The sequence below is a fragment of the Nonomuraea sp. K271 genome (assembly GCF_009908215.1).
Classification (GTDB): domain Bacteria; phylum Actinomycetota; class Actinomycetes; order Streptosporangiales; family Streptosporangiaceae; genus Nonomuraea; species Nonomuraea longispora.
On the sequence record NZ_JAAAHR010000038.1, the window covers coordinates 34,546 to 57,246 of the forward strand.

General features: G+C 70.5%; 23 protein-coding genes. 13 read left to right on the forward strand and 10 right to left on the reverse strand.

Going from position 1 to position 22,701, the window contains the following annotated elements; all coding sequences use genetic code 11:
• The first annotated feature begins 79 nt into the window (after window positions 1–79).
• Complete coding sequence (locus GUY59_RS15970) at window positions 80–1,285, forward strand: site-2 protease family protein (protein WP_138200545.1); 1,206 nt, start codon at window positions 80–82, stop codon at window positions 1,283–1,285.
• A gap of 173 nt (window positions 1,286–1,458) precedes the next feature.
• Here the strand turns inward: GUY59_RS15970 and GUY59_RS15975 are convergent, their stop codons facing one another.
• Genes GUY59_RS15975 through GUY59_RS15985 form a run of 3 tightly spaced genes read right to left on the reverse strand, consistent with a single transcriptional unit; the run spans window position 1,459 to window position 3,941 of the window.
• Entirely contained in the window at window positions 1,459–1,866 is a 408-nt protein-coding gene (locus GUY59_RS15975; RefSeq protein ID WP_132332578.1) for a cupin domain-containing protein, read from the reverse strand.
• Window positions 1,867–1,881: 15 nt separating this feature from the next.
• Window positions 1,882–2,703 carry a phosphoenolpyruvate hydrolase family protein gene (locus GUY59_RS15980; protein ID WP_138200544.1) on the reverse strand — a complete coding sequence of 274 codons (822 nt, stop codon included), beginning with the start codon at window positions 2,701–2,703 and terminating at the stop codon, window positions 1,882–1,884.
• The gene (locus GUY59_RS15985; protein WP_138200543.1) at window positions 2,700–3,941 is read right to left on the reverse strand and encodes a Tm-1-like ATP-binding domain-containing protein; all 1,242 of its coding nucleotides are present in this window, start codon (window positions 3,939–3,941) and stop codon (window positions 2,700–2,702) included. The genes GUY59_RS15980 and GUY59_RS15985 overlap by 4 nt, the downstream gene beginning before the upstream one ends.
• Before the next feature lie 125 nt (window positions 3,942–4,066).
• Here GUY59_RS15985 and GUY59_RS15990 point away from each other — a divergent pair, with 125 nt between their 5' ends.
• The 5 genes from GUY59_RS15990 (at window position 4,067) to ctaD (ending at window position 11,028) form a co-directional block, all read left to right on the forward strand.
• On the forward strand, window positions 4,067–5,683 hold the full coding sequence (locus GUY59_RS15990) for an AMP-binding protein (RefSeq protein WP_138200542.1): 1,617 nt from the start codon (window positions 4,067–4,069) through the stop codon (window positions 5,681–5,683).
• A gap of 33 nt (window positions 5,684–5,716) precedes the next feature.
• Window positions 5,717–5,839 (forward strand): hypothetical protein, encoded by a 123-nt coding sequence (locus GUY59_RS50010; RefSeq protein ID WP_269128807.1) that lies wholly within the window; start codon window positions 5,717–5,719, stop codon window positions 5,837–5,839.
• A gap of 68 nt (window positions 5,840–5,907) precedes the next feature.
• Window positions 5,908–6,870 (forward strand): phosphotransferase, encoded by a 963-nt coding sequence (locus GUY59_RS15995; RefSeq protein WP_138200541.1) that lies wholly within the window; start codon window positions 5,908–5,910, stop codon window positions 6,868–6,870.
• A gap of 196 nt (window positions 6,871–7,066) precedes the next feature.
• Window positions 7,067–9,148: a SpoIIE family protein phosphatase gene (locus tag GUY59_RS16000; protein ID WP_138200540.1), complete on the forward strand. Its 2,082-nt coding sequence runs from the start codon at window positions 7,067–7,069 to the stop codon at window positions 9,146–9,148.
• Between the two features lie 182 nt (window positions 9,149–9,330).
• Window positions 9,331–11,028 carry an aa3-type cytochrome oxidase subunit I gene (gene ctaD, locus GUY59_RS16005; RefSeq protein ID WP_138200539.1) on the forward strand — a complete coding sequence of 566 codons (1,698 nt, stop codon included), beginning with the start codon at window positions 9,331–9,333 and terminating at the stop codon, window positions 11,026–11,028.
• Between the two features lie 58 nt (window positions 11,029–11,086).
• Here the strand turns inward: ctaD and GUY59_RS16010 are convergent, their stop codons facing one another.
• Both GUY59_RS16010 and GUY59_RS16015 read right to left on the reverse strand, forming a co-directional pair.
• Window positions 11,087–11,548 (reverse strand): hypothetical protein, encoded by a 462-nt coding sequence (locus GUY59_RS16010; RefSeq protein ID WP_138200538.1) that lies wholly within the window; start codon window positions 11,546–11,548, stop codon window positions 11,087–11,089.
• A gap of 129 nt (window positions 11,549–11,677) precedes the next feature.
• Window positions 11,678–12,124, reverse strand: a complete 447-nt coding sequence (locus tag GUY59_RS16015; RefSeq protein ID WP_132332571.1) for a DUF4383 domain-containing protein — start codon at window positions 12,122–12,124, stop codon at window positions 11,678–11,680.
• Between the two features lie 114 nt (window positions 12,125–12,238).
• Here GUY59_RS16015 and GUY59_RS16020 point away from each other — a divergent pair, with 114 nt between their 5' ends.
• Both GUY59_RS16020 and GUY59_RS16025 read left to right on the forward strand, forming a co-directional pair.
• On the forward strand, window positions 12,239–12,643 hold the full coding sequence (locus GUY59_RS16020; protein WP_138200537.1) for a RidA family protein: 405 nt from the start codon (window positions 12,239–12,241) through the stop codon (window positions 12,641–12,643).
• Window positions 12,644–12,872: 229 nt separating this feature from the next.
• A complete protein-coding gene (locus GUY59_RS16025; protein WP_201760932.1) occupies window positions 12,873–13,529 on the forward strand; it encodes a hypothetical protein in 657 nt (218 codons plus the stop codon).
• A 9-nt stretch (window positions 13,530–13,538) separates the two neighbouring features.
• Here the strand turns inward: GUY59_RS16025 and GUY59_RS16030 are convergent, their stop codons facing one another.
• Together GUY59_RS16030 and GUY59_RS16035 are read right to left on the reverse strand one after the other, a co-directional pair.
• Window positions 13,539–14,468, reverse strand: a complete 930-nt coding sequence (locus tag GUY59_RS16030) for a hypothetical protein (RefSeq protein WP_138200536.1) — start codon at window positions 14,466–14,468, stop codon at window positions 13,539–13,541.
• 110 nt (window positions 14,469–14,578) lie between these two features.
• Window positions 14,579–15,901 (reverse strand): MFS transporter, encoded by a 1,323-nt coding sequence (locus tag GUY59_RS16035; protein ID WP_138200535.1) that lies wholly within the window; start codon window positions 15,899–15,901, stop codon window positions 14,579–14,581.
• A 182-nt stretch (window positions 15,902–16,083) separates the two neighbouring features.
• Here GUY59_RS16035 and GUY59_RS16040 point away from each other — a divergent pair, with 182 nt between their 5' ends.
• From GUY59_RS16040 to GUY59_RS16050, 3 genes are all read left to right on the forward strand, one after another.
• Window positions 16,084–16,665: a hypothetical protein gene (locus GUY59_RS16040; RefSeq protein WP_138200534.1), complete on the forward strand. Its 582-nt coding sequence runs from the start codon at window positions 16,084–16,086 to the stop codon at window positions 16,663–16,665.
• 133 nt (window positions 16,666–16,798) lie between these two features.
• On the forward strand, window positions 16,799–17,230 hold the full coding sequence (locus tag GUY59_RS48695) for an alpha/beta hydrolase fold domain-containing protein (RefSeq protein WP_138200533.1): 432 nt from the start codon (window positions 16,799–16,801) through the stop codon (window positions 17,228–17,230).
• The gene (locus GUY59_RS16050; RefSeq protein WP_252374901.1) at window positions 17,224–17,502 is read left to right on the forward strand and encodes an alpha/beta hydrolase fold domain-containing protein; all 279 of its coding nucleotides are present in this window, start codon (window positions 17,224–17,226) and stop codon (window positions 17,500–17,502) included. Before GUY59_RS48695 ends, GUY59_RS16050 begins: the two co-directional genes overlap by 7 nt.
• 58 nt (window positions 17,503–17,560) lie before the next feature.
• Here the strand turns inward: GUY59_RS16050 and GUY59_RS48700 are convergent, their stop codons facing one another.
• From GUY59_RS48700 to GUY59_RS16065, 3 genes are read right to left on the reverse strand one after another with little or no spacing between them, the layout of a single operon-like run.
• A complete protein-coding gene (locus tag GUY59_RS48700) occupies window positions 17,561–18,370 on the reverse strand; it encodes a carbohydrate ABC transporter permease (RefSeq protein WP_138200531.1) in 810 nt (269 codons plus the stop codon).
• Window positions 18,367–19,281, reverse strand: coding sequence for a carbohydrate ABC transporter permease (locus tag GUY59_RS16060; protein ID WP_138200530.1), 915 nt, complete (start codon window positions 19,279–19,281; stop codon window positions 18,367–18,369). The genes GUY59_RS48700 and GUY59_RS16060 overlap by 4 nt, the downstream gene beginning before the upstream one ends.
• Window positions 19,281–20,612 carry an ABC transporter substrate-binding protein gene (locus GUY59_RS16065; RefSeq protein WP_138200529.1) on the reverse strand — a complete coding sequence of 444 codons (1,332 nt, stop codon included), beginning with the start codon at window positions 20,610–20,612 and terminating at the stop codon, window positions 19,281–19,283. The genes GUY59_RS16060 and GUY59_RS16065 overlap by 1 nt, the downstream gene beginning before the upstream one ends.
• A gap of 137 nt (window positions 20,613–20,749) precedes the next feature.
• On the opposite strand from GUY59_RS16065, the gene GUY59_RS16070 reads away from it, so the two are divergent.
• On the forward strand, window positions 20,750–21,796 hold the full coding sequence (locus tag GUY59_RS16070) for a LacI family DNA-binding transcriptional regulator (RefSeq protein ID WP_138200528.1): 1,047 nt from the start codon (window positions 20,750–20,752) through the stop codon (window positions 21,794–21,796).
• A 516-nt stretch (window positions 21,797–22,312) separates the two neighbouring features.
• A partial coding sequence (locus GUY59_RS16075; RefSeq protein ID WP_201760933.1) for a hypothetical protein occupies window positions 22,313–22,701 on the forward strand: 389 nt, incomplete at its 3' end.

A 22,701-nucleotide genomic window follows, 5' to 3' on the forward strand; every position in this document is an offset into this window, starting at 1 on the left:
TTCCTGAACGCGCGGGTTCCTGCGTGGGCATGCCCTTTGTGGGTAGTGGGGCGGGTACTCGTACCTGTGGGGAGGGCGGATGCGCTCATCCATCAGTCTCGGCCGGATCGGGGGGATCCCGGTCGGGCTCAACGTCAGCGTGCTGGTCATCGTGGTGATCCTGCTCGTCGGGCTGGCCTTCGGCCGGTTCCCCGTGGTCTTCCCCGGCTCGTCCCCCGTGGTGTACCTGCTGGCGGGGCTGGTCACGGCGGTGTTGTTCCTGGCCTCGCTGCTGGCCCACGAGATCTCCCACGCGCTGGTGGCCAAGCGCCACGGCATCGACGTGGCGCGTATCACGCTGTGGCTGCTGGGAGGGGTGGCGGAACTGCGCGGCGAGCCGCGTACGCCGGGGGCCGACCTGAGGATCGCGGTGGTGGGGCCGCTCACCAGCATCGCGTGCGGCGTGTTCTTCGGGGCCGTCGCGCTGCTGACCGCCGCCGCGGGCGGGGCGCCGCTGCTGGTCGGGATGTTCACCTACCTGGCGGGGGTCAACGTGATCCTGGCCGTGTTCAACCTGATCCCGGCCGCGCCGCTGGACGGCGGGCGGGTGCTGCGTGCCGCTCTGTGGTCGCGGTGGGGCGACCGTACGCGGGCCGCGGTGGCCGCCGCCCGCGCAGGCCGGGTCTTCGGCTACATTCTCATCGCGCTGGGCTTCCTCCAGGTCGTCACCGGCAGCGGGTTCGAAGGGCTGTGGCTGGCGCTGATCGGCCTGTTCCTCGTCAGCGCCGCCAGTGCCGAGGAGCAGCAGGCGCAGCTCGGCTCGTCGCTGCACGGCGTCAGGATCGGTGACGTCATGGCGGACCGGCTCGTCGTCGCCCATCCGGACGAGACCGTGGCCGAACTGGTCGACCGGGTCGTACTGCGCGAGCGCCTGTCCACGTATCCGCTGGTGGACCACGACATGCGCTTCCTCGGGCTGGTCACGCTCAACCGCATCCGCCGGGTGCCGCCGGACGCGCGGACGGCGACGCGGCTGCGCGACATCGCCTGCCCTTCCGACGAGGTGCCCGCCGCCCGGCCGGACGAGACACTGATCGACGTGCTCGGCAGGATGGGCGGCTGCGCCGACGGCCGGGCCGTGGTGCTCGACCCGCACGGGCGCCTGATCGGGCTGCTCACGCCCAGCGACATCAGCCGCGTGATCCAGACCGCCGGGCTGCGCGCGAGCGACCCGTACCACGGGCCCCGGGGCGCCGACCTGACGACGCATCACCCTGACCGGCCCCTGGACCGCTCCGGCCGGTGACCCGATGCGGCCACGCCTGCCGCCGCGTCAACCGTGCCCATCACCGCGCACGATCTCCGGATCCCGCTGGAGCTCAGCACCTCGGGCCGCGGCCTGCGCTTCCACGAGATGTACTGGTCGACCAGCGCCTTTCGGGTGTACGCCTCGGCACCGCCATGCAGTCTCGCGCGAGATCAGGCCTGGCGCCACTCCGCGACGCGGCCCGGCTCGTGCAGTGTGAGGTCCGGCGCCGCTTCCAGCGCCTTCTCCTCTCCTCCGGGCGTGTACGTGACGATCAGCCGCAGCGGCCGCCAGGTGGTGTTGTACGTCGAGTGGTAGACGCCCGCGGGGATGTGCACGGTGTCGCCTTCCCTGATGGCGAACTCCTCGCCGTCGTCCACCATCTGGCGGCCCTCGCCCGAGATGACGTAGATGATCTCCTCGGCGGCGGGGTGGTTGTGGCGGGCGTGCCCGCGGCCGGGGTTGACGATGACCTCGCCCAGGGTGCTGCTCGCCCCCTCGACGGCCGACGGGGTGACGAACCACTTGATCGACCCCCAGTCGAACGCCATCGTCGGCACGTTGTCGGGGCTGACGTGCATGTCGGTTCCTCGCTCTCAGAACGTGAGTGACTTGAAGGCCCGGACCTGCTCGGTGATGGCGCGCTCGGTGGGCAGCCGCTCGACGGACGAGGCGCCGAAGAAGCCGACCACGCCCTTCGTACGCGACAACACGTACGCGGCGTCGCCGGGCTCGGCGATCGGCCCGCCGTGGCAGAGCACGAGCACGTCGGGCCGGACGGCGACGGCCGCGTCACGCATGGCCTGCACCCGTTCGGCGGCCTCGTCGAGGGTGAGCGCGGTGCCGGCGCCGATGCTGCCCTTGGTGGTCAGCCCCACGTGCGGCACGAGCACGTCGGCGCCCGCCTCGGCCATGGCCCGCGCCTGGCCCTCGTCGAAGACGTAGGGGGCGGTGACGAGGTCGCGTTCGCGGGCCTGCCGCACCATCTGCACCTCCAGCTCGAAGCCCATGCCGGTCTCCTCCAGGTTCTGGCGGAAGGTGCCGTCGTACAGGCCCACGGTCGGGAAGTTCTGCACGCCCGCGAACCCCATCGCCTTGAGCTGGTCGAGGAAGAGCGGCATGACGCGGAACGGGTCGGTGCCGCACACCCCGGCCAGCACCGGCGTGTCGCGGACGACCGGCAGCACCTCGGAGGCCATCTCGACGACGATCTGGTTGGCGTCGCCGTACGGCAGCAGCCCGGCCAGCGAGCCGCGCCCGGCCATGCGGTAGCGGCCCGAGTTGTAGATGATGATCAGGTCGACGCCGCCGGCCTCGGCGCACTTGGCCGACAGGCCGGTGCCCGCTCCCGCGCCGACGACGGGCCGCCCGTCCGCGACCGTGCCGCGGAGCCTGTCAAGAACGTCCTGCCTGTTCACGTGGCACCTCCAGTGATCATGCGGTGCAGCCGCTCCGCCATGGCGCGGCCGAAGGCGGGGTCGTTGATGTGCAGATCGAGCTCCTCGACGGGGACGCCGGAGCCGCGCAGCCCCTCGGCCATGGCCTCGAAGCAGGCCTCGTCGGCCTTCGGGTCGGCGAAGGCGCCACCGGGCGCGTCGAGGGCGGACACGCCCCTGCGGGGCACGAACAGCACGGCCGGCCCGCTCGCGCCGCGCAGCTTGGCGGCCACCCGGCGGCCCAGCTCGCCCATCTCGCCCGCCGTGGTGCGCATCAGCGTCACGGTGGGGTTGTGCACGTACAGCAGGCGGTCGCCGAACTCGGCGGGCACGCTGTCGCGGGGCCCGAAGTTGACCATGTCGAGCGCGCCCGGCGCGACCACCTGCGGCACGCCGTGCGCACCGGCGGCGGTGAGCCGGTCGGGCCCCGCGGACAGGACGCCGCCCACGAGGTCGTCGGCGAGCTCGGTGGTGGTCAGGTCGAGCACGCCTGCCAGCATCCGGCTCGCCGCGAGCCCTTCGAGCGCGCGCCCGCCAGCGCCGGTCGCGTGGAAGACCAGCACCTCGTAGCCGAGCCCGGCGAGCCGCTCGCGCGCGGCGTCGACGGCAGGGGTGGTCACGCCGAACATCGACGCGCCGATCAGCGGCCGGTCGGAGCCGCCCGAGGTCAGCTCGGCCTTGGCGAGCTGGTGCGAACGGGCCATGCCCGCCGCCGCGGCGGCGGCGTTGCCGAGGATCTCGCGGGAGAGCCGGTTGATGCCGGCGATGTCGACCACGCTGTACATCATCGTGACGTCCTTCGCCCCGACGTACGGCGAGACGTCCCCGGCGGCCATCGTCGACACGATCAGTTTGGGCAGCCCGATGGGCAGGTCGCGCACGGCACGCGCGGCGATCGAGGAGCCGCCGCTGCCGCCCAGCGCGAGCACGGCGTCGGCGCGGCCGTCGGCGTGCAGCCTGGCGAGGATCCCGGCCGCGCCCTCTCCCATGGTGGTCACGGCGGCCCCCCGGTCGCCGGCGGCGCGCAGCTCCCGCAGGTCGCCTCCTCCCGCCTCGGCGACCTGCTCGTTGGAGACGTCGGCGAGCAGCGTCTGGCCGGGAACGCCGACGCCGACGTCCACCACCACCACGTCGCTGCCCAGCTCCACGAGCCGGTTGCGCAGCCACGCGTACTCCTCGCCCTTGGTGTCGAGTGTGCCGATCAGCACGACGGACGGCATGTCCTGCCACACCCCTCTGTTCGGAGACCTCCTTGATGTGCCCGGTCCGGCGGCCTTCCACGCCTGGCCCCGCCCATCCCCCGGCGGGGCTGGTCAGCGGGTCGATCCTGGCGGAGGCTGTTCCCATGGGTGACGCACTGCTCTCGTACGCCTCGGGCGTGTCCGGTGTTCCGCTGCTGGGCGAGACGATCGGGGAGAACCTCGAGCGCGCGGTGTCCCGCTTCGGCGGGCACGAGGCGCTGGTGGACGTGGCGGCCGGGCGCCGCTGGACCTACGCGGAGTTCGACGCCGCCGTGAACGAGGTGGCGCTCGGCCTGCTGGCCCGCGGTGTGGCGAAGGGCGATCGGGTGGGCATCTGGGCGCCCAACTGCGCCGAGTGGGTGCTCGTCCAGTACGCCACCGCCAAGATCGGCGCGATTCTGGTCAACGTCAACCCGGCGTACCGGGCGCATGAGCTGCGGTACGTCGTCGAGCAGTCCGGCATGCGGCTGCTGATCAGCGCGGTGTCCCACAGGACGAGCGACTACCGGGCGATGATCGGCGAGATCGGGTTCGCCGACACCGTGTTCATCGGCGAGCGGGACTGGGACGAGCTGGTCGCGAGCGGCAGACGCGGCGACCCCGCCGAGCTGCGGCGGCGGGCGGCGGAGCTGACGTTCGACGACCCGATCAACATCCAGTACACCTCGGGCACCACGGGCTTCCCCAAGGGCGCCACGCTGTCGCACCACAACATCCTCAACAACGGCTACTTCGTCGGCGAGCTGCTCGGATACACCGAGGCCGACCGGGTGTGCCTGCCGGTGCCGCTCTACCACTGCTTCGGCATGGTCATGGGCAACCTCGGCGCGACCTCGCACGGCGCGTGCGTCGTGCTGCCGGCTCCGGGCTTCGACCCGGAGGCCACGCTGCGGGCCGTGCAGGAGGAGCGCTGCACCTCCCTGTACGGCGTGCCGACGATGTTCATCGCCGAGCTGGCCCTGACGGGTTCGTACGACCTGAGGGCCCTGCGTACCGGCATCATGGCCGGCTCCCCCTGCCCGGTGGAGGTCATGAAACGGGTGGTCACGGAGATGAACATGGCCGAGGTCGCCATCTGCTACGGCATGACCGAGACGTCGCCCGTGTCCACGATGACCCGCCGCGACGACGGCCTGGCCCGCCGTACCGAGACCGTGGGCAGGGCCATGCCGCACATCGAGGTCAAGGTCGTCGACCCGGAGACGCGCCTGGTCGTGCCCCGGGGCGTGCCCGGGGAGCTGTGCACGCGCGGTTACTCGGTCATGCTCGGCTACTGGGGGCAGCCGGACGCCACGGCGGAGGCCGTCGCCGCGGCCCGCTGGATGCACACCGGCGACCTGGCCGCCATGGACGACGACGGCTACGTCACCATCGTCGGCCGCATCAAGGACATGGTCATCCGCGGCGGCGAGAACATCTACCCGCGCGAGATCGAGGAGTTCCTGTACGGCCATCCGGACGTCAGCGACGTCCAGGTCATCGGGGTGCCCGACGAACGTTACGGCGAGGAGCTGATGGCCTGGGTCGTCATGCGGCCGGGGGCTGAGCCGCTGACGGCCGAGCGGCTCAGGGACTTCTGCGCGGGCCGCCTCGCCCACTACAAGGTCCCCCGCTACGTGCACGTGGTGGACTCCTTCCCGATGACGGTCACGGGCAAGATCCGCAAGGTGGAGATGCGCGAGCGCGCGGCCGCCCTGCTCGGCCTGCGTCCGGTCCGGTAGCAGGCGCCCCCTCTCCGGGTACGACATACGCTAATGTGCGTACCGCGCTACGCCGCGGTCGCCGCCCACCTCGGCAAGGAGCTCGACCGGCTGCAGGGGTGCAAGGGCGCGGCCTGCGGGCGGGACGTGCCCGAGCCACCGGCGCCCGCCCGATAAGCGGTTGCCCGCGCCATGCGGGTTCAGGCTACCTTGTGCGAGATCGCCCCGGACCCTCAGGAGCACCCATGGCCTACGAGCAGGCGGCCGGCTATGCCGACGTCTTCAAGCACTTCGCCGTCGACGAGGCGGACAGGCCGAAGCAGTCCTGCTATCCGTACGCTCCCGTCTTCCCCGTCCGGCTCAACGGCGGCAAGGCGGTGATCAAGCGGACCACCGGCCCCGCGACGGCCGCGGCCGCGATCGCCCGGTGGGTGGAGGCACTGGCCGGGCAGGGCGCCGGCGTGGTCACCCCGCTCCCCTTGCCCGTGGACAACCCGGCCCGGGTCGGCGATCGGTTCTGGGTGGCCTACCCGTGGGTCGGCGGTCGCCCGTACACCGGCTCCGCGCACGACGTGGCCGCCGCGGGCGACCTCCTGGGCCGCATCCACGCCGCCCGGCCCGCCGTGGACGACCTGCCGGAGTTCGGCTGGCCCGACCATGACGCGGCCTCGGTCGAGGAGGACGTCACCGGGCTGCGGCAGGTGCTGGGCGAGCACGCGCCCGACCTGCGCGACGAGGTGATGGCGCGCATGGAGCCGTGGCTGGAGTCGTTCATGGCGCGTACACTGCCGCCGGTGCGGGACGGCGGGCTCCCGCGGGCCGCGGTGTCGATGGACTTCAAGGCGAACAACCTGGTGTACGCCGGCGGCGCACCCGTACTGGTCGACCCCGACAACGCCGAGTGCGCGCCGCGCGTGCTCGACCTGGCGCTGGCCGCGCTGCTGTTCCACAACGAGATGGCCACCGCCCCGCCCCGGCTCTTCACGGCCGGTGAGTGGTCGGCCTTCTCCTCGGCGTACCGGCGCCACGTCCGGCTCACCGAGGCCGAGCTGGCCGTGTGGCCGGTGGCCGTGCGCTACATGCTCCTGGAGTGGGGGGTGTGGACGTTGATCGACGCCGACGAGTGGAACGACCCGGACGCCCCCCGCCAACGCGGCTTCCTGCGCGATCTCGCCACGGTGGACGCGGACCGGTTCCCACTGCGCTGACCGTCCTGGACCTGTGCGAGGTCACCGGAGCGCGACGTCGCACAGGGCGCGGGCGCGTTCCTCCCCGCGCGCCGGGATGTCCGGGGCGTCAGGCGGGCCGGCGCCGTGACCTGCCGCGTTCCCGTCGCGGCTGGAACGGGTAGGGGCAAGACGGGCTCGCGAATCACCGTGAACGGCGTCATCGGGGGAAGTCGCAATGGACGGTGTCTACGGGCGGCGGGTGAGTGGTCTGACCTTCGAGGTGCTGGAGCCGGCGCCCGTGGGGGTCGCGGTGACCCGTGGTCCCGACCACCGGCTGCTGTACACGAATGAGACGTACCGGTCGTTGTTCGGTGAGCGGCCGATCGGGTCGCCGCTGAGGGACGCCTTCCCCCGCGTGGCCCAGGAGGACTACGTCCGCATCTTCGACCAGGTGCTGCGAACGGGCAGGCCGGTCGTCCGCACCGACGCCCCCGGGGGTGAGGCCGCGGAGGACCACGAGCGCTTCTTCACCTTCAGCCTCTCGCGGATCGCCTTCGATGACGGCACGTACGGCGTCCTCGCGGTCTTCCTGGACGTCACCGACCAGGTCACCGTGGCGCAGCGACTGCAGGCGGTGGCCGACGAGCGCCGCCGCATCCTGCGGCGCTACCAGAGCCTGGTCCGGGTGAGCGCCCAGATCGTCTGGGTGGCCGACCCGGGCGGCCTGGCGACCGAGCCGAGTCCGGGATGGGAGCGGGTGACCGGCCAGTCGTGGGACGACTTCCGCGACGACGGCTGGATGAACGCCGTGCACCCGGACGACCGGGCCTCCACACAGGCGTCGTGGAACCGCGCGATCAAGGAGGTCTCCGAGGTGTGGGAGCACGTCTACCGGCTGCGCACGGTCGACGGCACGTACCGGCATTTCCAGGCGCGTGCCGTGCCGATCCAGGAGGACGGCCACCTGGTGGAGTGGGTGGGCACCTGCACCGACATCGAGCAACAGTGGCAGGAGCAGCGGCGCCAGCGACTGCTCGACTCCGCCGCGGCGGCGACGGCCGACCGGACGAACCTGGAGGGCATGCTCGGCGCGCTGGCGAACGTCATCGTGCCCGACCTGGCCGACGGGTGCAGCGTGCACCTGGTGATCGACCTGGCCGACGGGCTGGCGCGAGGGGGCGACTTCGTGGTCGAGCGCATCGCCACCGCGGCCCGTGCCGGGCTGCCCAGGCTTCCGCCGTTCAGCGAGGAACGCCTGGCCTCCGACAGCGGATTCGCCGCCGTGGTACGCCGGCGGCGCCCCTTCCGTACGACGTTCGCCCCCGGATCGGAGCTGGGCGATCTCGTACCGGCGGGCACGCGCACGTGGCTGGAGGCCACCGAGGCCAACAGCCTCGCCTTCCTGCCCGTCGTGATCGACGGCACGCTGGCGGCGGTGGTCATGGTGGCGGCCTGCGGTGACCGCGCGCCGGTCAGCCAGAGCACCGTCGCCATGCTCCGCGAGGTGATCGAGCAGGCCCATGACAGCCTGAGCAGCGCGATGCGGTTCCAGCGCACGCACAAGATCGCTGTGGCGCTGCAGCACAGCCTGCTGGCGCAGCCGCCGCGGGTGCCCGGCATGCAGATCGCCGCGCGCTACCGTGCCAGCCCCGCCGCCGCCGACGTGGGCGGCGACTGGTACGACTCGTTCGTGCTGCCCGACGGCGCCACTGTGCTCGCCATCGGCGACGTCGCGGGCCACGACCTGCGCGCCGCGGTCGCCATGGGCCAGCTGCGCAACATGCTCAGAGGGCTGGTCGTGGACCGGCAGGAGCCTCCGGGAGAGATTCTCGCCCGGCTCAACATCGCGATGAAGACCCTCTACTGCGAGGAGACCGCGACCTGTGTGCTGGCCAGGGTGGAGAAGGGCGAGGGCGGTCACCGGCTGAACTACTCGGTGGCCGGCCATCCGCCGCCCCTCTTGATCACCGGCGACGGGCAGGGCCGTTTCCTCGAGGACGGCGCCAACCCGCTGCTCGGCATCCCGTACGACTCCCGGTCCGTGTCCGCGCGGGTGCCGCTCCCTCCGCTGTGCACGCTGCTGCTCTACACCGACGGGCTCGTGGAACGGCACGACGAGCATCTCGACGAGGGCCTGGAACGGCTGCGCAGGCACGCGTGCGCGCTTGCCCACGCGCCTCTCGACCGGTTCTGTGACGAGCTGCTGAGCGCCCTGCCGCTGTCGGCCGACGACGACGTGGCCATGATCGCGCTGCGCCTGCCCGAGCCGCCCGCCCGGCAGGAGGCGAAGGGCCGGGCGCCGGTCGAGAACCGGTGAAGCGGTTCTCCCCGCGGACCGCCGTCTCTCATGGCGGCGTAACGGATCGTCCGCCACGCGGTATGGCGGCGATTCGCGCAGGAGGGCCAGGGTAGCGAACGCTGGTCAGGCAGGTGGCGGGGCACACGCTTCGTACGCGGCGCGTGGCCGGCCGATGCCCGCTGGAAAGACGGAGATCATACATGACCACCTTCAAGCCCCGGGAAGAGCCGCTCGCCTCGCCGCCGGAGCCGTCACGGGTCCGGCGCAAGGGCAGGCTCATCGCGGTCTGGCTGGCCACGACCGATCACAAGGTGATCGGCTACATGTATCTGATCGCGTCGTTCTCCTTCTTCCTCCTGGCCGGTCTCATGGCTCTGGTCATCCGGGGGGAACTGGCCCAACCGGGACTGCAACTGGTCAGCACGCAGCAGTACAACCAGCTGTTCACCATGCACGGCACGATCATGATGCTGCTGTTCGCCACGCCGCTGTTCGCCGGATTCGCCAACGTCATCATGCCGCTGCAGATCGGAGCACCGGACGTCGCCTTTCCCCGGCTGAACGCGGTCAGCTTCTGGTTGTTCCTGTTCGGCGGGCTGATGGTGGTGAGCGGGTTCTCCACCGCCGACGGGGCGGCCGACTTCGGCTGGACGGGGTACACGCCGCTGTCGGACTTGGTCTACAGCCCCATCACGGGGGGCGACCTGTGGATCATGGGCCTGACCCTGTCGGGTCTGGGGACCATCCTGGGCGCGGTGAACTTCTTCACCACCATCGTGTGCATGCGCGCGCCCGGCATGACCATGTTCCGCATGCCGATCTTCACCTGGAACGTGCTGCTGACCAGCATGCTCGTGCTGATGGCGTTCCCCGTGCTGGCCGCCGCGCTGCTGGCGCTGGAGGCGGACCGCAAGCTGGGTACGCAGATCTACCTGCCGGAGAACGGCGGGCCGCTGCTGTGGCAGCATCTGTTCTGGTTCTTCGGCCACCCCGAGGTCTACATCATCGCGCTGCCGTTCTTCGGCATCATCACCGAGGTCATCCCGGTCTTCAGCCGCAAGCCGATCTTCGGCTACATCGGCCTCGTGGGCGCCACCATCGCCATCTCCGGGCTGTCGATGACGGTCTGGGCGCACCACATGTTCGCGACCGGGCAGGTGCTGCTGCCGTTCTTCTCATTCATGACGTTCCTCATCGCGGTGCCGACAGGTGTCAAGTTCTTCAACTGGATCGGCACGATGTGGCGCGGGCACCTGAGCTTCGAGGCGCCGATGTTGTTCGCCGTCGGCTTCCTGGTGACGTTCCTGCTGGGCGGGCTGACCGGGGTCATCCTGGGCTCGCCGCCGCTCGACTTCCAGACGCACGACTCGTACTTCGTCGTGGCGCACTTCCACTACGTGGTGTTCGGCACCGTCGTGTTCGCGATGTTCGCCGGGTTCTACTTCTGGTGGCCGAAGATGACCGGCAAGATGCTCGACAACCGGCTCGGCGTCTGGCACTTCTGGACGTTGTTCGTCGGCTTCCACACGACGTTCCTCGTGCAGCACTGGCTGGGCGTGGCCGGGATGCCCCGGCGCTACGCCGACTACAGCGCCATCGACCAGTTCACCGACCTGCACCTGATCTCCTCGATCGGCGCCTTCATCCTCGGCCTGTCGACGCTGCCGTTCCTCTACAACGTCTGGAAGACCGCGCGCAGCGGCGCGCGGGTCACCGTGGACGACCCGTGGGGCTTCGGCAACTCCCTGGAATGGACCACCTCCTGCCCTCCGCCGCGGCACAACTTCACGTCCATGCCGCGCATCCGCTCCGAACGGCCGGCCTTCGACCTGCACTATCCGCACATGTGGCGCCCTCAGCACGACGAGGAGATCGAGCAGGCGAAACGCGACACCTGAACGCCGCACCCATGGGCCGGGGCCGGCAGGGCCGGTCCCGGCCCGGGTGCGGAGGGGGTCAGCGACGCCCGGCTTCGGGAAGCTCGAACCAGACGGCCTCCCCGCCGGCCGTCCGGACGACACCCCAGCAGCAGGCCAGGCGGTCGAGCAGGTTCCGCGTCCGACCGTCCGGACGGGGGCAATGCTCGACCTCGCACCTGCACAACCCGTCCTCGGCGGACAGGCTGACAAGGATCTTGCCCGCGGCGAGCCGCAACGCCTGGTCGACCAGTACGCCGGCCAGCGTCTCGACGGCCTCGGCCCGATCCCGCAGGCCCCATGCCCGCAGCCGGCTCGCGACCATCCGCCGGGCGCTCGGCACCGCGGACTGCGTCGCGGACAACTCCCAAGTGACCACCTGCTCGTCACCGCCCCAGCCGGCCCGCAGGGCGAATCCGTCCTTCAAGGCGAGCAACCGGTTCCCGGACAGGGCGTCCAGACTCATACGGGCGTTCTGCGGCTGCTCGGTGGTTCGCAGCATGGCCTCTCCCCTCTGGTGACACGCTCAAAGCATGCCCGTCGCCCGCCGAGGGATGGGACGTGAAAAACCCCTATATCGCTACCCGTATACGGGTGCGTAGGTACGTCGCGTCCCTACTGACCGCTCGGGTCAGCGCGTGACCGCCGCGCGGCCGCGGGTCAACAGCACCCCCAGCGCGATCATGCCGACGCCCAGGAACAAATGGAGCCAGTTGTCGGCGGTGTTGAGCGGGACGAAGTTGGCCGCGCTCTCCTGGTTGATGAGCAGGCCGTACAGCCAGAGCACCAGGTAGATGATGCCGCCGACGATCAGGTACGCCCGCGCCCCCGACCACGAACGGGCCAGCATGACACCGGCGACTCCGAAGAGCAGGTGCACGATGTTGTGCAGGATCGACACCTGGAAGATGCCGAGCAACATCGCCTCGGAGTGGTGGCTGGCGAACTGCATGTCGCCGTAGTTGGTGGTGATGCCCGGGATGAATCCGAGCACTCCGACGAGCAGGAACACCAGGCCGACGACCAGCGCGGCTACCTGCACCGGCGAGCGCGTGGCCGACTTGTGCGAAGTACTCATCGTGAGCCTCCTTGGGTTGGTCGTTTTCCGCTACCCTCGCCCCGGCGGATAAGTCGCACGCCGGCCTGCGTATCGTGGGGCGGCGCACGAGACCCACGCGGCGATGGAGAGGTAATGAGCACTGGTGTGAGGCTGATCCGTGACGACCGGCTCACGCGGGACGTCGAATACGCCTACGCGGCGGCGGTGGACGCGCCGGCGCGCACCATCTGGCTGGCGGGCGCATGCCCGCTCGACGCTCAGGGAGCGACGGTGGCGCCGGGCGACTACGCGGAGCAGGCCCATCAGGTGATGCGCAACCTCGTCTCGGCGCTCGACGCCGCGGGGGCCTCGCTGACCGACATCGTCAAGACCACCGTCTACGTCGCCTCGTCGCGCCAGGCCGACCTGGTGACGGCCTGGCAGGTCTACCGGGAGTACATGGGGGCGCACGACGTGCCCAGCACGCTGCTGGGCGTCACCGTGCTGGGGTACGTCCACCAGCTCGTCGAGGTCGAAGCCGTAGCCGTGATCGCTTAGCTCCGCCACGGGCGGGTAGCCGCCGGTCATGCGCCTCGGAAACTGGGAGGTCCGGCCCCTCGGAGGATGGGCCGGATGCCTGACCATGATCGCTATCTCGATCGTCCTGTCGATCCTGCTGACGATCGTCATCAACCTTCTGCTCTGACGGACCGGCACGCGGCCACGACTCTTCGCAAAACTACGAAACGTGCGGAAGTAGGAACTGCCCGCACTAACGTGCACGTCCATGACCTATGGCTCCCAGCAACCACCGTTCCCCAGCCCGTACCCGCCGCAACAGGGGCCCGGCGCGGCACCGCCTCCCGTGGTGATCGACGTCGGCAGCGACACCAAGGCCCCGGTGCTGGTCGGTGCCGCCGTCGCGGGCGGGATCGGGCTCCTCTCGATCTACTCGGCGTTCACCGGCCAGGTGGAGGGCGGCGGGGGCACGGCGGTCGTCGTCGGCGTCCTCGGGCTGATCTTCCTGGGCATCGGCCTGCTGCCCGTCTTCACCTGGCGCCGGATCAGCCGCACCCGCCGGCTCGTCTTCGACGCCGCGGGCGTGCACTGGGACGACCCCAAGGGCAAGCCGTGGACCGCCCCGTGGACCGAGCTGTCCGGGGTCGGCATCTCGCGTACGCGACAGCGCCGCGTCAAGCTCACCGACTACATCATCCGCAAGACCATGGTCCGCCTCGACCTCTTCCCCGCAGACCCCGGCTTCCGCTCGCGCCATCCGGAGATGGAGCACCTGTGGGAGTTCCACACGGTCAAGAACGGCTACCGGCTGCCGCTCGGCTCCAACGCGAAGTACATCCCCGTCATCGAGGAGGGCATGCGGCGCTTCCACTCGGCGGCGTACCTGGGGATCAAGGACGAGGGCTTCGTGGTCGGCCTGGTCTGACCTCGCGCGTCAGTCGTCCCAGCCGTAGTCGTAGGGGATCGAGATGTCCACCGACTGCGTGATGGTCATGACCGGCGTGCCCTCCTTGTTGTTCACCACGACGGGAATGGGGACCCCGCACCCTACCGTGTAGCCGATCGAGAGCGGCACCGACTCCGGATCGTGGTCCGGCTTGCACTGGCGCTGCGCCTTGGCGAGGGCCCGCTTCGCCTCGCTCTGCAGCTTCTTGTTGCCGGGCCACAGGTGGATCACCGCGATCTCGAACGCGTCGACGGCCAGGGCCGCGGTGTTCTTGACCGTGGTGCCCCTGTTCTCGGCGTGCGTCGAGGCCACGACGGAGACCTCTCTCATCACGCCGTCCTCGTCACGGTTGTGGGTGCGGTAGCCGATGGACACCCGCTTCGTGTACGACTCGTCGACGGTGTTCACGGCCTGGCACTCGGCGTTGCGCAGCTTGAGGCCGGAGCGGTCAGTCTCCCCCGCCTTGTAGCACCGCCACTTCATCGCCTTCTTGACGCGGGCCAGGAAGTCGGCTCCGCGCGTCGTGGACGGGAAGCAGTAGGGGCCGCGTTCCTTCCCCTCGTCGCAGGGCACCGGCGCCTCGGCCGCCTTCGGCCGATCCGGAGTCGCGCTGGCCCGCGCGGAGGGCTTCTCCGCCTGAGCGCTGCGCCGGGTCGGCGCCACCTGCGCCACCGCCGGCTCGTCCGGCCCTCGGTTGACGACGACCACCACCACGGCCGCCGCCGCCAGCACGGCCACGGCGCCCACGCACCCCGCGACGATCCAGAGCGTGTTGCCCTGCTTCTTCCGCGGCGCCAGGTGCGGGAAGCGCGGGTCGCCCCCGCAGTGCCGCCCGTTCCACTGGTCCACCCACCATCCCGGCGCGTTCCCGTCGGCCAGGACCGGAGCTCCACAGCGCGCGCAGGGACTCGCTTGCATGGTGATGTCGGCTTCCTTCCCCCGATCGGCAAGCCGTACGGCCTCCCGCCCGACCCTAGGCGCACGAGCGGGAGGCCGGCTCTCCTTTCGAGGATCGTCGAAGCATGCCGCTAGGGACCGGCCTCGTCGTACTCGACCGCGTAGTCCATGTGGGCGCGGTCCTTCAGCGCGTACGCGGCGGCCACGCTGATCAGGCCGCAGATCGCCATGTAGACGGCGATGGCGAACGAGCTCTCGTACGTGGCGTACAGCCAGACGGCGATCAGGGGGGCGGGCCCGCCCGCCGTGACCGAGGCCAGCTGGTAGCCGAGCGAGGCGCCGCTGTAGCGTAAGCGGCCCGTGAAGCTCTCGGCGATGAACGTGGCCTGGGGACCGTACTGGATGTCGTGGATGGGCGCGGCCGCCACGATGGCCAGGAACACCAGCGCGGGCACCCGGGTGTCGAGCAGCGGCCAGTAGATGAACGACCAGACCACCATGGCCGCGGCGCCGATGATGTAGAGCCGCCGGCGGCCGACCACGTCGGAGATGTAGCCCCAGAACGGCACGGTGAACAGCGAGACGACGCCCGCGACGATGACGTACAGGTAGACGTCGCTCGCCTCGAAGCCGAGCGTCCTGGTGGCGTAGGTGAGGATGAAGACGGTGAAGATGTAGAACGGCGCCTGCTGGCCCGTGCGCAGCAGCGCGCTCAGCACGATCTCCCTCCAGTTCTTCACGATGACCTGGCGTACGGGGACGCGCTCGACCTTGTTCTCCCGCAGGAGTCTGGTGAAGACGGGCGTCTCCAGGATGCCGAGCCTGATGTAGAGGCCGACCGCGGCCATCACGATGCTGAGCAGGAACGGGATGCGCCAGCCCCAGTAGGGGTCGAGCGGCTGGAAGACCTGCAGCGCGAGATAGCCGAGCACGAGCCCGACCGGGACCCCGAACTGCGGCCAGCTGCCCAGGAAGCCGCGCCGGCCGCCGCGCGTCTTGCCCCACTCCGTGGCGAGGAGCACGGACCCGCCCCATTCGCCGCCGACGCTGATGCCCTGGAGCAGGCGGAGCAGCGTCAGCAGGATGCCACCCCAGATGCCGATCTGGGCGTAGGTGGGCACCAGGCCGACGAGGGCGGTGGCGATGCCCATGGTCATCAGCGTGATGATGAGGGTGGCCTTGCGGCCGATGCGGTCACCGTAGTGGCCGAAGATCGCCGCGCCGATCGGGCGGGCGGCGAACCCTCCGAAGTAGGTGCCGAGGGCGAGCAGCAGGCCGGTCGTCGGGTCGTTCGTGGGGAAGAACAGCTCCGCGAAGATGGTGCTGGCGGCGAAGCCGTACAGGAAGAAGTCGTACCATTCGATCGAGGTGCCGACGGCGGAGGCGACCACCGCCCGGACCACCTGCCGTCGCTTCTGCTGATCCGTCGCGTCGAGTCGCTGGTCCTCTGCCATCTACCGCTCCTCCGGTAGTGCCGCGTTACCCGCGACGCTACAGGACGCATCGCCGATGGTCACCAAGCTCTTTTTCCCCGCAATCCCCGCGTACGCAGGGGTTGCGGAGCGGCGGCGGTTCGGCGGGACCCGTCAGGGGTAGCGACCGGCTACGACGGAGATGCCGAAAGGGGTTGGGTGCGATGCGTCCCATCGTCTCTGCCATGGTCGCCCTGGCGCTGGCGGCCAGCGGATGCGCGAAGCTGGGGATCGACACCGTGCAGTGGCATCCGCAGAACGACGGCACCAACGCCGACTGGCAGAACGGTGTGCGCCTGCGCAACGCCTTCCTCCTGGGCGGCGCCGACCCGGCCAAACCCCCGCCGCAGTTCCCCCTGTACGGCGTGCTGATCAACGCGGGCGACAAACAGCTGCAACTGGAACGGATCACCGTCGAAGGGGGCGGCTCCGTGCAGTTGCCCGGCCCCATCAACCTGCCTCCCGGCCAGCCCGTCGGCACGGGCGAGCAGCCTCTCGCCACGGCCAGCGGCATCCGGGGCGGGGCGGTCCCGCTGACGTTCAGCTTCCGCGGGGCGCCTCCCTTCCGGGTTACCGTGCCGGTCAAGCCGCGCACGGGCCACTTCGCCCGTCTGACGCCGTCGCCCGCGAGCCCGCCGTCGCCCACGTCGGCCGGCACGGCCCCGCCGAGCCCGTCACCGACGTCCACCGGCAACGGCACCGGCACACCGGGCAGCTCCCGCTCACCCGGCATGGACAACCCCTGACCGCGCCTGGCGTCCGGCTTGCTCCAGCCCACACCTGACCCGGTCGAGCAGAGGTCTGGCCGAACGCCAGGTGGGACCCGGGCGGGTCTGGCCAGGGGGCGGCTGAATCCCGGCGTGGTGCCGCGCCGGGGCGGTGGGCGGCGTAGGCGGCCAAGCCGCCGGCGAGCAGGGCGAGGCCGCGCCGGGCGGCGATGACGGCGCGAGGCCCGAGTTCGTCGCCCGGCAGGTCCATCGCGGCATGGACCAGCGGGCCGCCACAGTGGCGCGGCCCGCGCCGCCCGTGACGGTCGTGGACCACGAGGTCGAGGTCGACGGCGGGCGGATCACGGTGCGCGGCTACACGCCCGAACGTCCCGGGCCGCTCCCTTGTCACGTCTACGTCCACGGGGGCGGGTGGTGGCTCGGCGAGCTGCGCCACCGCGACACCGTCTGCGCCCGCCTGGCCGCCGCCACCGCCCTCATGCTCCGCGAGCAGGCGGGGCCGCGCTGCGCCCAGGTGCTGGAGATCCCCGTCCTCGACCTCACGGCGAGCAGGGAGGCCCCGACCCCGGCGCCGTCGTGCTGACGCGGGAGGAGCTCACCGCGAACATCGAGCAGTACTGCGCTCCTGAGCACCGCGGGCACGCCTACGCCTCGCCGCTGCTGGCGGACGACCTTACCGGGCTGCCGCCCGCCCTGATCATGACCGCGGCGTACGACGTGCTCCGCGGCGACGGCGACGCGTACGCGCAGGCGCTGGCCGAGGCGGGCGTCGAGGCCCAGGTGACGAGCTTCGGTCCTTTCCGCTTGCCCGACCAGGAGGCGAAGAAGTTACGGTACGCCGTGTGGTTTTCGTGACCAAGTTCCGGCATCGGGTGTTCACCGGGACCCACCTGGAGTGCATGGAGCAGATCATTCAGCCTTTCAGCCCACTGCGGGAGATGCCCTCGATGACGTAGCGCTGGGTCAGCGCGAACAGGATCAGCACCGGAACGCCGGCCAGCACGGCACCCGCCATGATCACCGGGTAGTCGATCGTGTAGGCGCCCTGGAGGATCGACAACCCTGGCGGGAGCGTGAAGTACTCCGGGCTGAAGATCACGAAGATCGGCCAGATGAAGTCGTTCCAGTTGGCCAGGAAGCTCAGCACCGCCAGCGTGGCCAGCGCCGGCTTCGACAGCGGCAGCGTGATCCTGGTGAAGATCTGCCAGTGGTTGGCCCCCTCGACCAGCGCGGCCTCGTCGAGCTCGCGAGGCAGGCCGAGGAAGAACTGGCGCAGGAAGAACACCCCGAACGCGCCCGCCGCGCCCGGCACGATCAGCGCGGTCAGGCTGTCGAGCCAGCCCAGCTGGTCGATGATGAGGAACTGCGGGATGAGGAAGACGAACCCCGGCACCAGCAGCGTGCTGACGATGACGACGAACATCAGCCGCTTGCCCCGGAACTCCAGCCTGGCCAGCGCGTACGCGGCCAGCGACGAGACCGCCAGGACGAGCAGCATGTGCAGGGTGGCCGCGATCAGGCTGTTGGCGAACCAGCGCAGCACCGGGGTCTGCGTCGTGCCCTCGAAGATCGTGCCGTACGCCCTGGTGACCGGCTCGGTCGGGAACAACGTCGGCGGCATCCTCGTGGCCTCCGACTGGCTCTTCAGCGAGGTGCCGAGCGCCCACAGCAGTGGTGCCACGAACACCACGGACAGCGCGGCGAGCAGTGTGTAGCGCTTCACGAGCGCCTCCTGAACAGGCGGAAGTTGAGCACGCTGACCAGGATCAGGACGAGCGTCAGCACGTAGCTCATGGCGGCGGCGCTGCCCATCTTGTACTGGCTGAGGCCCTGGTCGAGGATGTAGTAGATCGCCGTCCTGGTCTCGCCGCCCGGCGCTCCCTGCGTCAGCAGGTACGACTGGCCGAACATGTTGGCCGAGGCCAGGATCGTCGTGGTGACCACGAACAACCCGACGGGCCGCAGGCCGGGCAGCGTCACGTGGCGGAACTCGGCCCACTTGCCGGCGCCGTCCACCTTGGCCGCGTCATAGAGGTCGCGCGGGATGTCCTGCATGCCGGCGAGGTAGATCACGCCGTTGAAGCCGATCGTCCACCAGACGGTCACGCCGACCAGCGCGATCCACGCCCAGGGCAGCGACGTCGTCCAACCGATGTCGATGCCGAGCAGCCAGTCGATCAGCCCCAGGTTCGGGTCGAGCAGCAGCCGCCACATCAGGCTGACCACGGCCACACCGAGCACGTACGGCGCGAAGAACAGCCCGCGGAAGAACGTCCGGCCCCTGAACGGCCGGTGGAGCAGCAGCGCCAGCCCGAGCGGCAGCACCACCAGGAACGGCACGCTGAACAGCGTGAAGATGCCGGTGGCCCGCATCGACATCCAGAAGTCGGCGTAGACCGCCGAGGCGGGGTCGAGCAGGGCGGCGTAGTTGTCCAGACCGACGAACGGCCTGGCCTCCAGCAGGTAGTCCCAGTCGTGCAGGCTGATCCAGATCCCGTAGATCGCCGGAGCCAGCACGAACACGACGAAGAGCAGCAGGTAGGGGGCCAGGAAGAGGTAGGGGGTGGCCCGTCCCGACCGGGGAACGACGGTGGCCGTGCGGGACGCGGCCCCCTTCAGCGTGAGCGAGACCATCAGGCGCCGTACTTCTTCCGGTTCTGCTCCAGGACCTTGTCCGCCTTGGCCGCGGCCTCGGTGAGGGCGTCCTTGGGACTTTTCTTCAGCAGGACGGCCGCGTTGACGGCCTCATCGACCACCGCGGAGGCGTCGCCGATGCCGGCCACGGGCGGCAGGAAGTACAGGTGGTCGATCTGGGAGCCGATCGCCGCCTGCTCCTTCAGCTCCTTGAACTCCGCGCTCTCGCGGATGGTCTTGCGGGCGGGCACCTGACCGGCCTTGGCCCACTCGATGGAGTGGCCGCTGATCCAGTTGATGAACACCTTGGCGGCGGTCAGCTTGTTCTGGTCGGGCCGGCGCTGCTTGAAGATCACGAACTGGTGCGATCCGGCCCATGCGGCGGGCTCGGTGCCGACCTGGGGCAGCGGCGCCACGCCCCACTCCAGGTCCTTGTGCTCGCGCAGCGTGTTGATGGACCAGATGCCGTTCCAGTTGAAGGCGGCCTTGCCGTTCTGCAGGGCGATGAAGTCGGCGTCCTGGCCCACGTTCTTCGGGCTGTGGCCCTTGTTGACCAGCTCGACCAGCCAGGTCAGCGCCTGCACCCCGGGCTCCTCGGCGAAGCGGGAGACGCCGGCGTCCTCGGCGAACAGCCGGCCGCCGAACTGGTGGAGCAGGCTGCCGAACTGCATGCTCCCGGTGAAGGGGAACGGCGTGGCCCAGTGGCCCTGCACACCGGCCTTCTTCAGGGTTTCCAGCGCGGCCAGGTATTCCTCGCCGGTCTTGGGCGGGTTGTCCGGGTCGAGCCCGGCCTTGGACAGAACGGTCTTGTTGTAGAACATGCCGAGCGGGTGCACGTCGAGCGGGATGGAGTAGCGCGCGCCCTTGTAGACGCCGGCCTGCCAGACGGGTGGCGAGAAGTCCGCCTCGGTCAGGCTGAGCGAGGTGGCCACGTCGTCGAGCGGCAGCACCACCTGCCGTGCGGCGTTGGTGGCGACGCTGTCGACGTGCATGATGCCGAGGTCGGGCCCCCGCCCGGCGGACACCGCCGCCGGCACCTTCGAGTAGTAGTCGGACCATTGATAGACGTTCATCGTGATCTTGATGTTCGGGTGGGCGCTGTTGAACTGCTCGACGAGCCGCTTCATGAACGGCCCGTCGCCGCCGGTGAACCCGTTCCAGAAGGCGAGGGACACCGCGGGCCCCGTGTAGCTGGTGGGCGCCGCCGTGGCCGGTCCGCTCGACTGCTGGGCCGCCTGCTTCGGGCCGCCGCCCCCGCCGCATCCGGCGAGCACCATCGCGCCGAGGCCGAGGCCGAGCGCGCGCCGCCGGGTCAGGCTCTCCAGGGACATGTCAATCACTCCTGCCCATGTGATGTTGCCCCGTTCTACATCGTTGGTTCTAACGTTGTAAACAGGCGCGGCGAAAGTCGTTACAGCGTTGTAAAGCGGGTTGTGTAGGGTCGTCGGCGGTGGAAGGGGGCCGGAGAGTGCGGGCGAGGCTCAAGGACGTCGCGGAGCGCGCCGGAGTGTCGATCAAGACCGTCTCCAACGTGGTCAACGGCCATCCGCACGTCAGCGCGGCCACCAGGGCCCGGGTCGAGGCCGCCATCACCGAGTTGTCCTACCGGCCCAACCTCTCGGCCAGGAATCTGCGGACCGGCCGCTCCGGCGTGGTCGCCCTGGCCGTTCCCGACCTGGACAACCCCTACTTCGCCGAACTGGCCACCCACGTCATCTCCGCCGCCGGCCGGCGGGACTGGACCGTGCTCGTCGACCAGACCCAGGGCGATCCCGCAAGGGAACGGCTCGTCGTCGGGGGCATCCGGTCCAACCTGATCGACGGCCTGCTGTTCAGCCCGCTCGCGCTCACCCACCGCGACCTGGCCGGGCGGAAGGACCACACGCCGATGGTGCTGCTGGGCGAGCGGGTCGGCCGGCGTGCGCCGTACGACCATGTCGGCATCGACAACGTGGCCGCGGCCCGCGCGGCTACTCTGCACCTGGCGGAGCGGGGACGGCGCAGGATAGCGGCGCTCGGCGCCCAGCGCGCGCCCTCCGCGGCGACCGCCCGCCTGCGACTGAAGGGATACCGGCAGGCGCTGGCCGCCTGCGGCCTGACGGCGGACCCGTCGCTCGTCGCCCACGCGCCGGCGTGGCATCGCACGGGCGGGGCCGAGGCGATGGCGGCCCTGCTGGGGCCGGACGCGCCCGACGCGGTCTTCTGCTTCAACGACGCCCTGGCGCTGGGCGCCCTGCGCACACTGCTCTCGCACGGATACCGGGTGCCGGAGGACGTCATGGTGATGGGCTTCGACGACATCGAGGACGGCCGCTTCGCCACGCCGTCGTTGTCGACCGTCTCCCCCGACAAGGCGCTGATCGCCGAGTCGGCGGTGTCGCTGCTCGCCGACCGCCTCGCCGGCGCCACAGGCGAGCCCACAGAGGTACGCGTCCCTTACCGGCTGACGCCCCGCGAAAGCAGCCCGTACGGCGAATTCCCCGCCATTCGCGACGCCCGGCCATTTCCCCTCTGACCTGCGGGATCATTTGTCCAAGAGTCACTGGACAATGTTCGGACATTGAGGGCTTGGCACCGGCCGGGACGGCGGGCAAAAGTGAGCAAGGAAAGCACCGAAACGACAGGTGCTTCCGCTACTCCTACGGCGACGACGGCATCCGCGGCGTCACCGTCCACTTCCACAACCGCCGCAAGCACTCCCGGGGCATCAAGGTCCGCGTCGCGCAGGCCGTGGACGGCTGCGTATGGGTGCGCGGGGGCGACTACGACAGAAGAAGTGCAAGGGCCCGCACTCGACCGTGCAGACCGTCAAGGAGGTCTCCCACTGCGGCTGACACGCCGCCCCTGATCGCCTGGGCGCTCGCCGCCGAGGCGCCTGGACCCCGGCCGAGCGGATTCGCGGTGGCATCCACCCGGCCGGGGCCCTGTCCGCCGGGGATCGTTCCAACGAGACCACCTTTGATAGCCTCGTTCCGTCTGGACGTGGTGCGGCTCCCCAGCCGCACGGGCGCTCGACCGAAGCAGGGGTGGGATGGCGGAGTCCTCCGGACCACAGGACGAAGGCACAGGATCCCGGCGCGGGCGCCGGGCGATCCGGCCTGACCCCGCCGCCGGTCCCGTCGCGCTGCTCGCCCACCGCCTCTGGGAGCTCAAGTCGGAGGCGGGCGACCCGTCGTTCGCCGACATGGCCACCCGCCTCGGCGCGGCGGCCTCGAAGTCGTCCCTGGCGGCCGCCGCCCGGGGCAGCACGCTGCCGAGCTGGGAGACGACGTGGGAGTTCGTCAGGGTCCTGGCGGTCCACCGACTCGGCCGCGACCCTGAGCAGGTCAGGCGCGAGTGGCGGGGGCTCTGGGAGCAGGCGCAGGCCGGGGAGACCGCATCGGCCACGGCCGAGGCCCACAAGCCCGATCAGCCCGAACC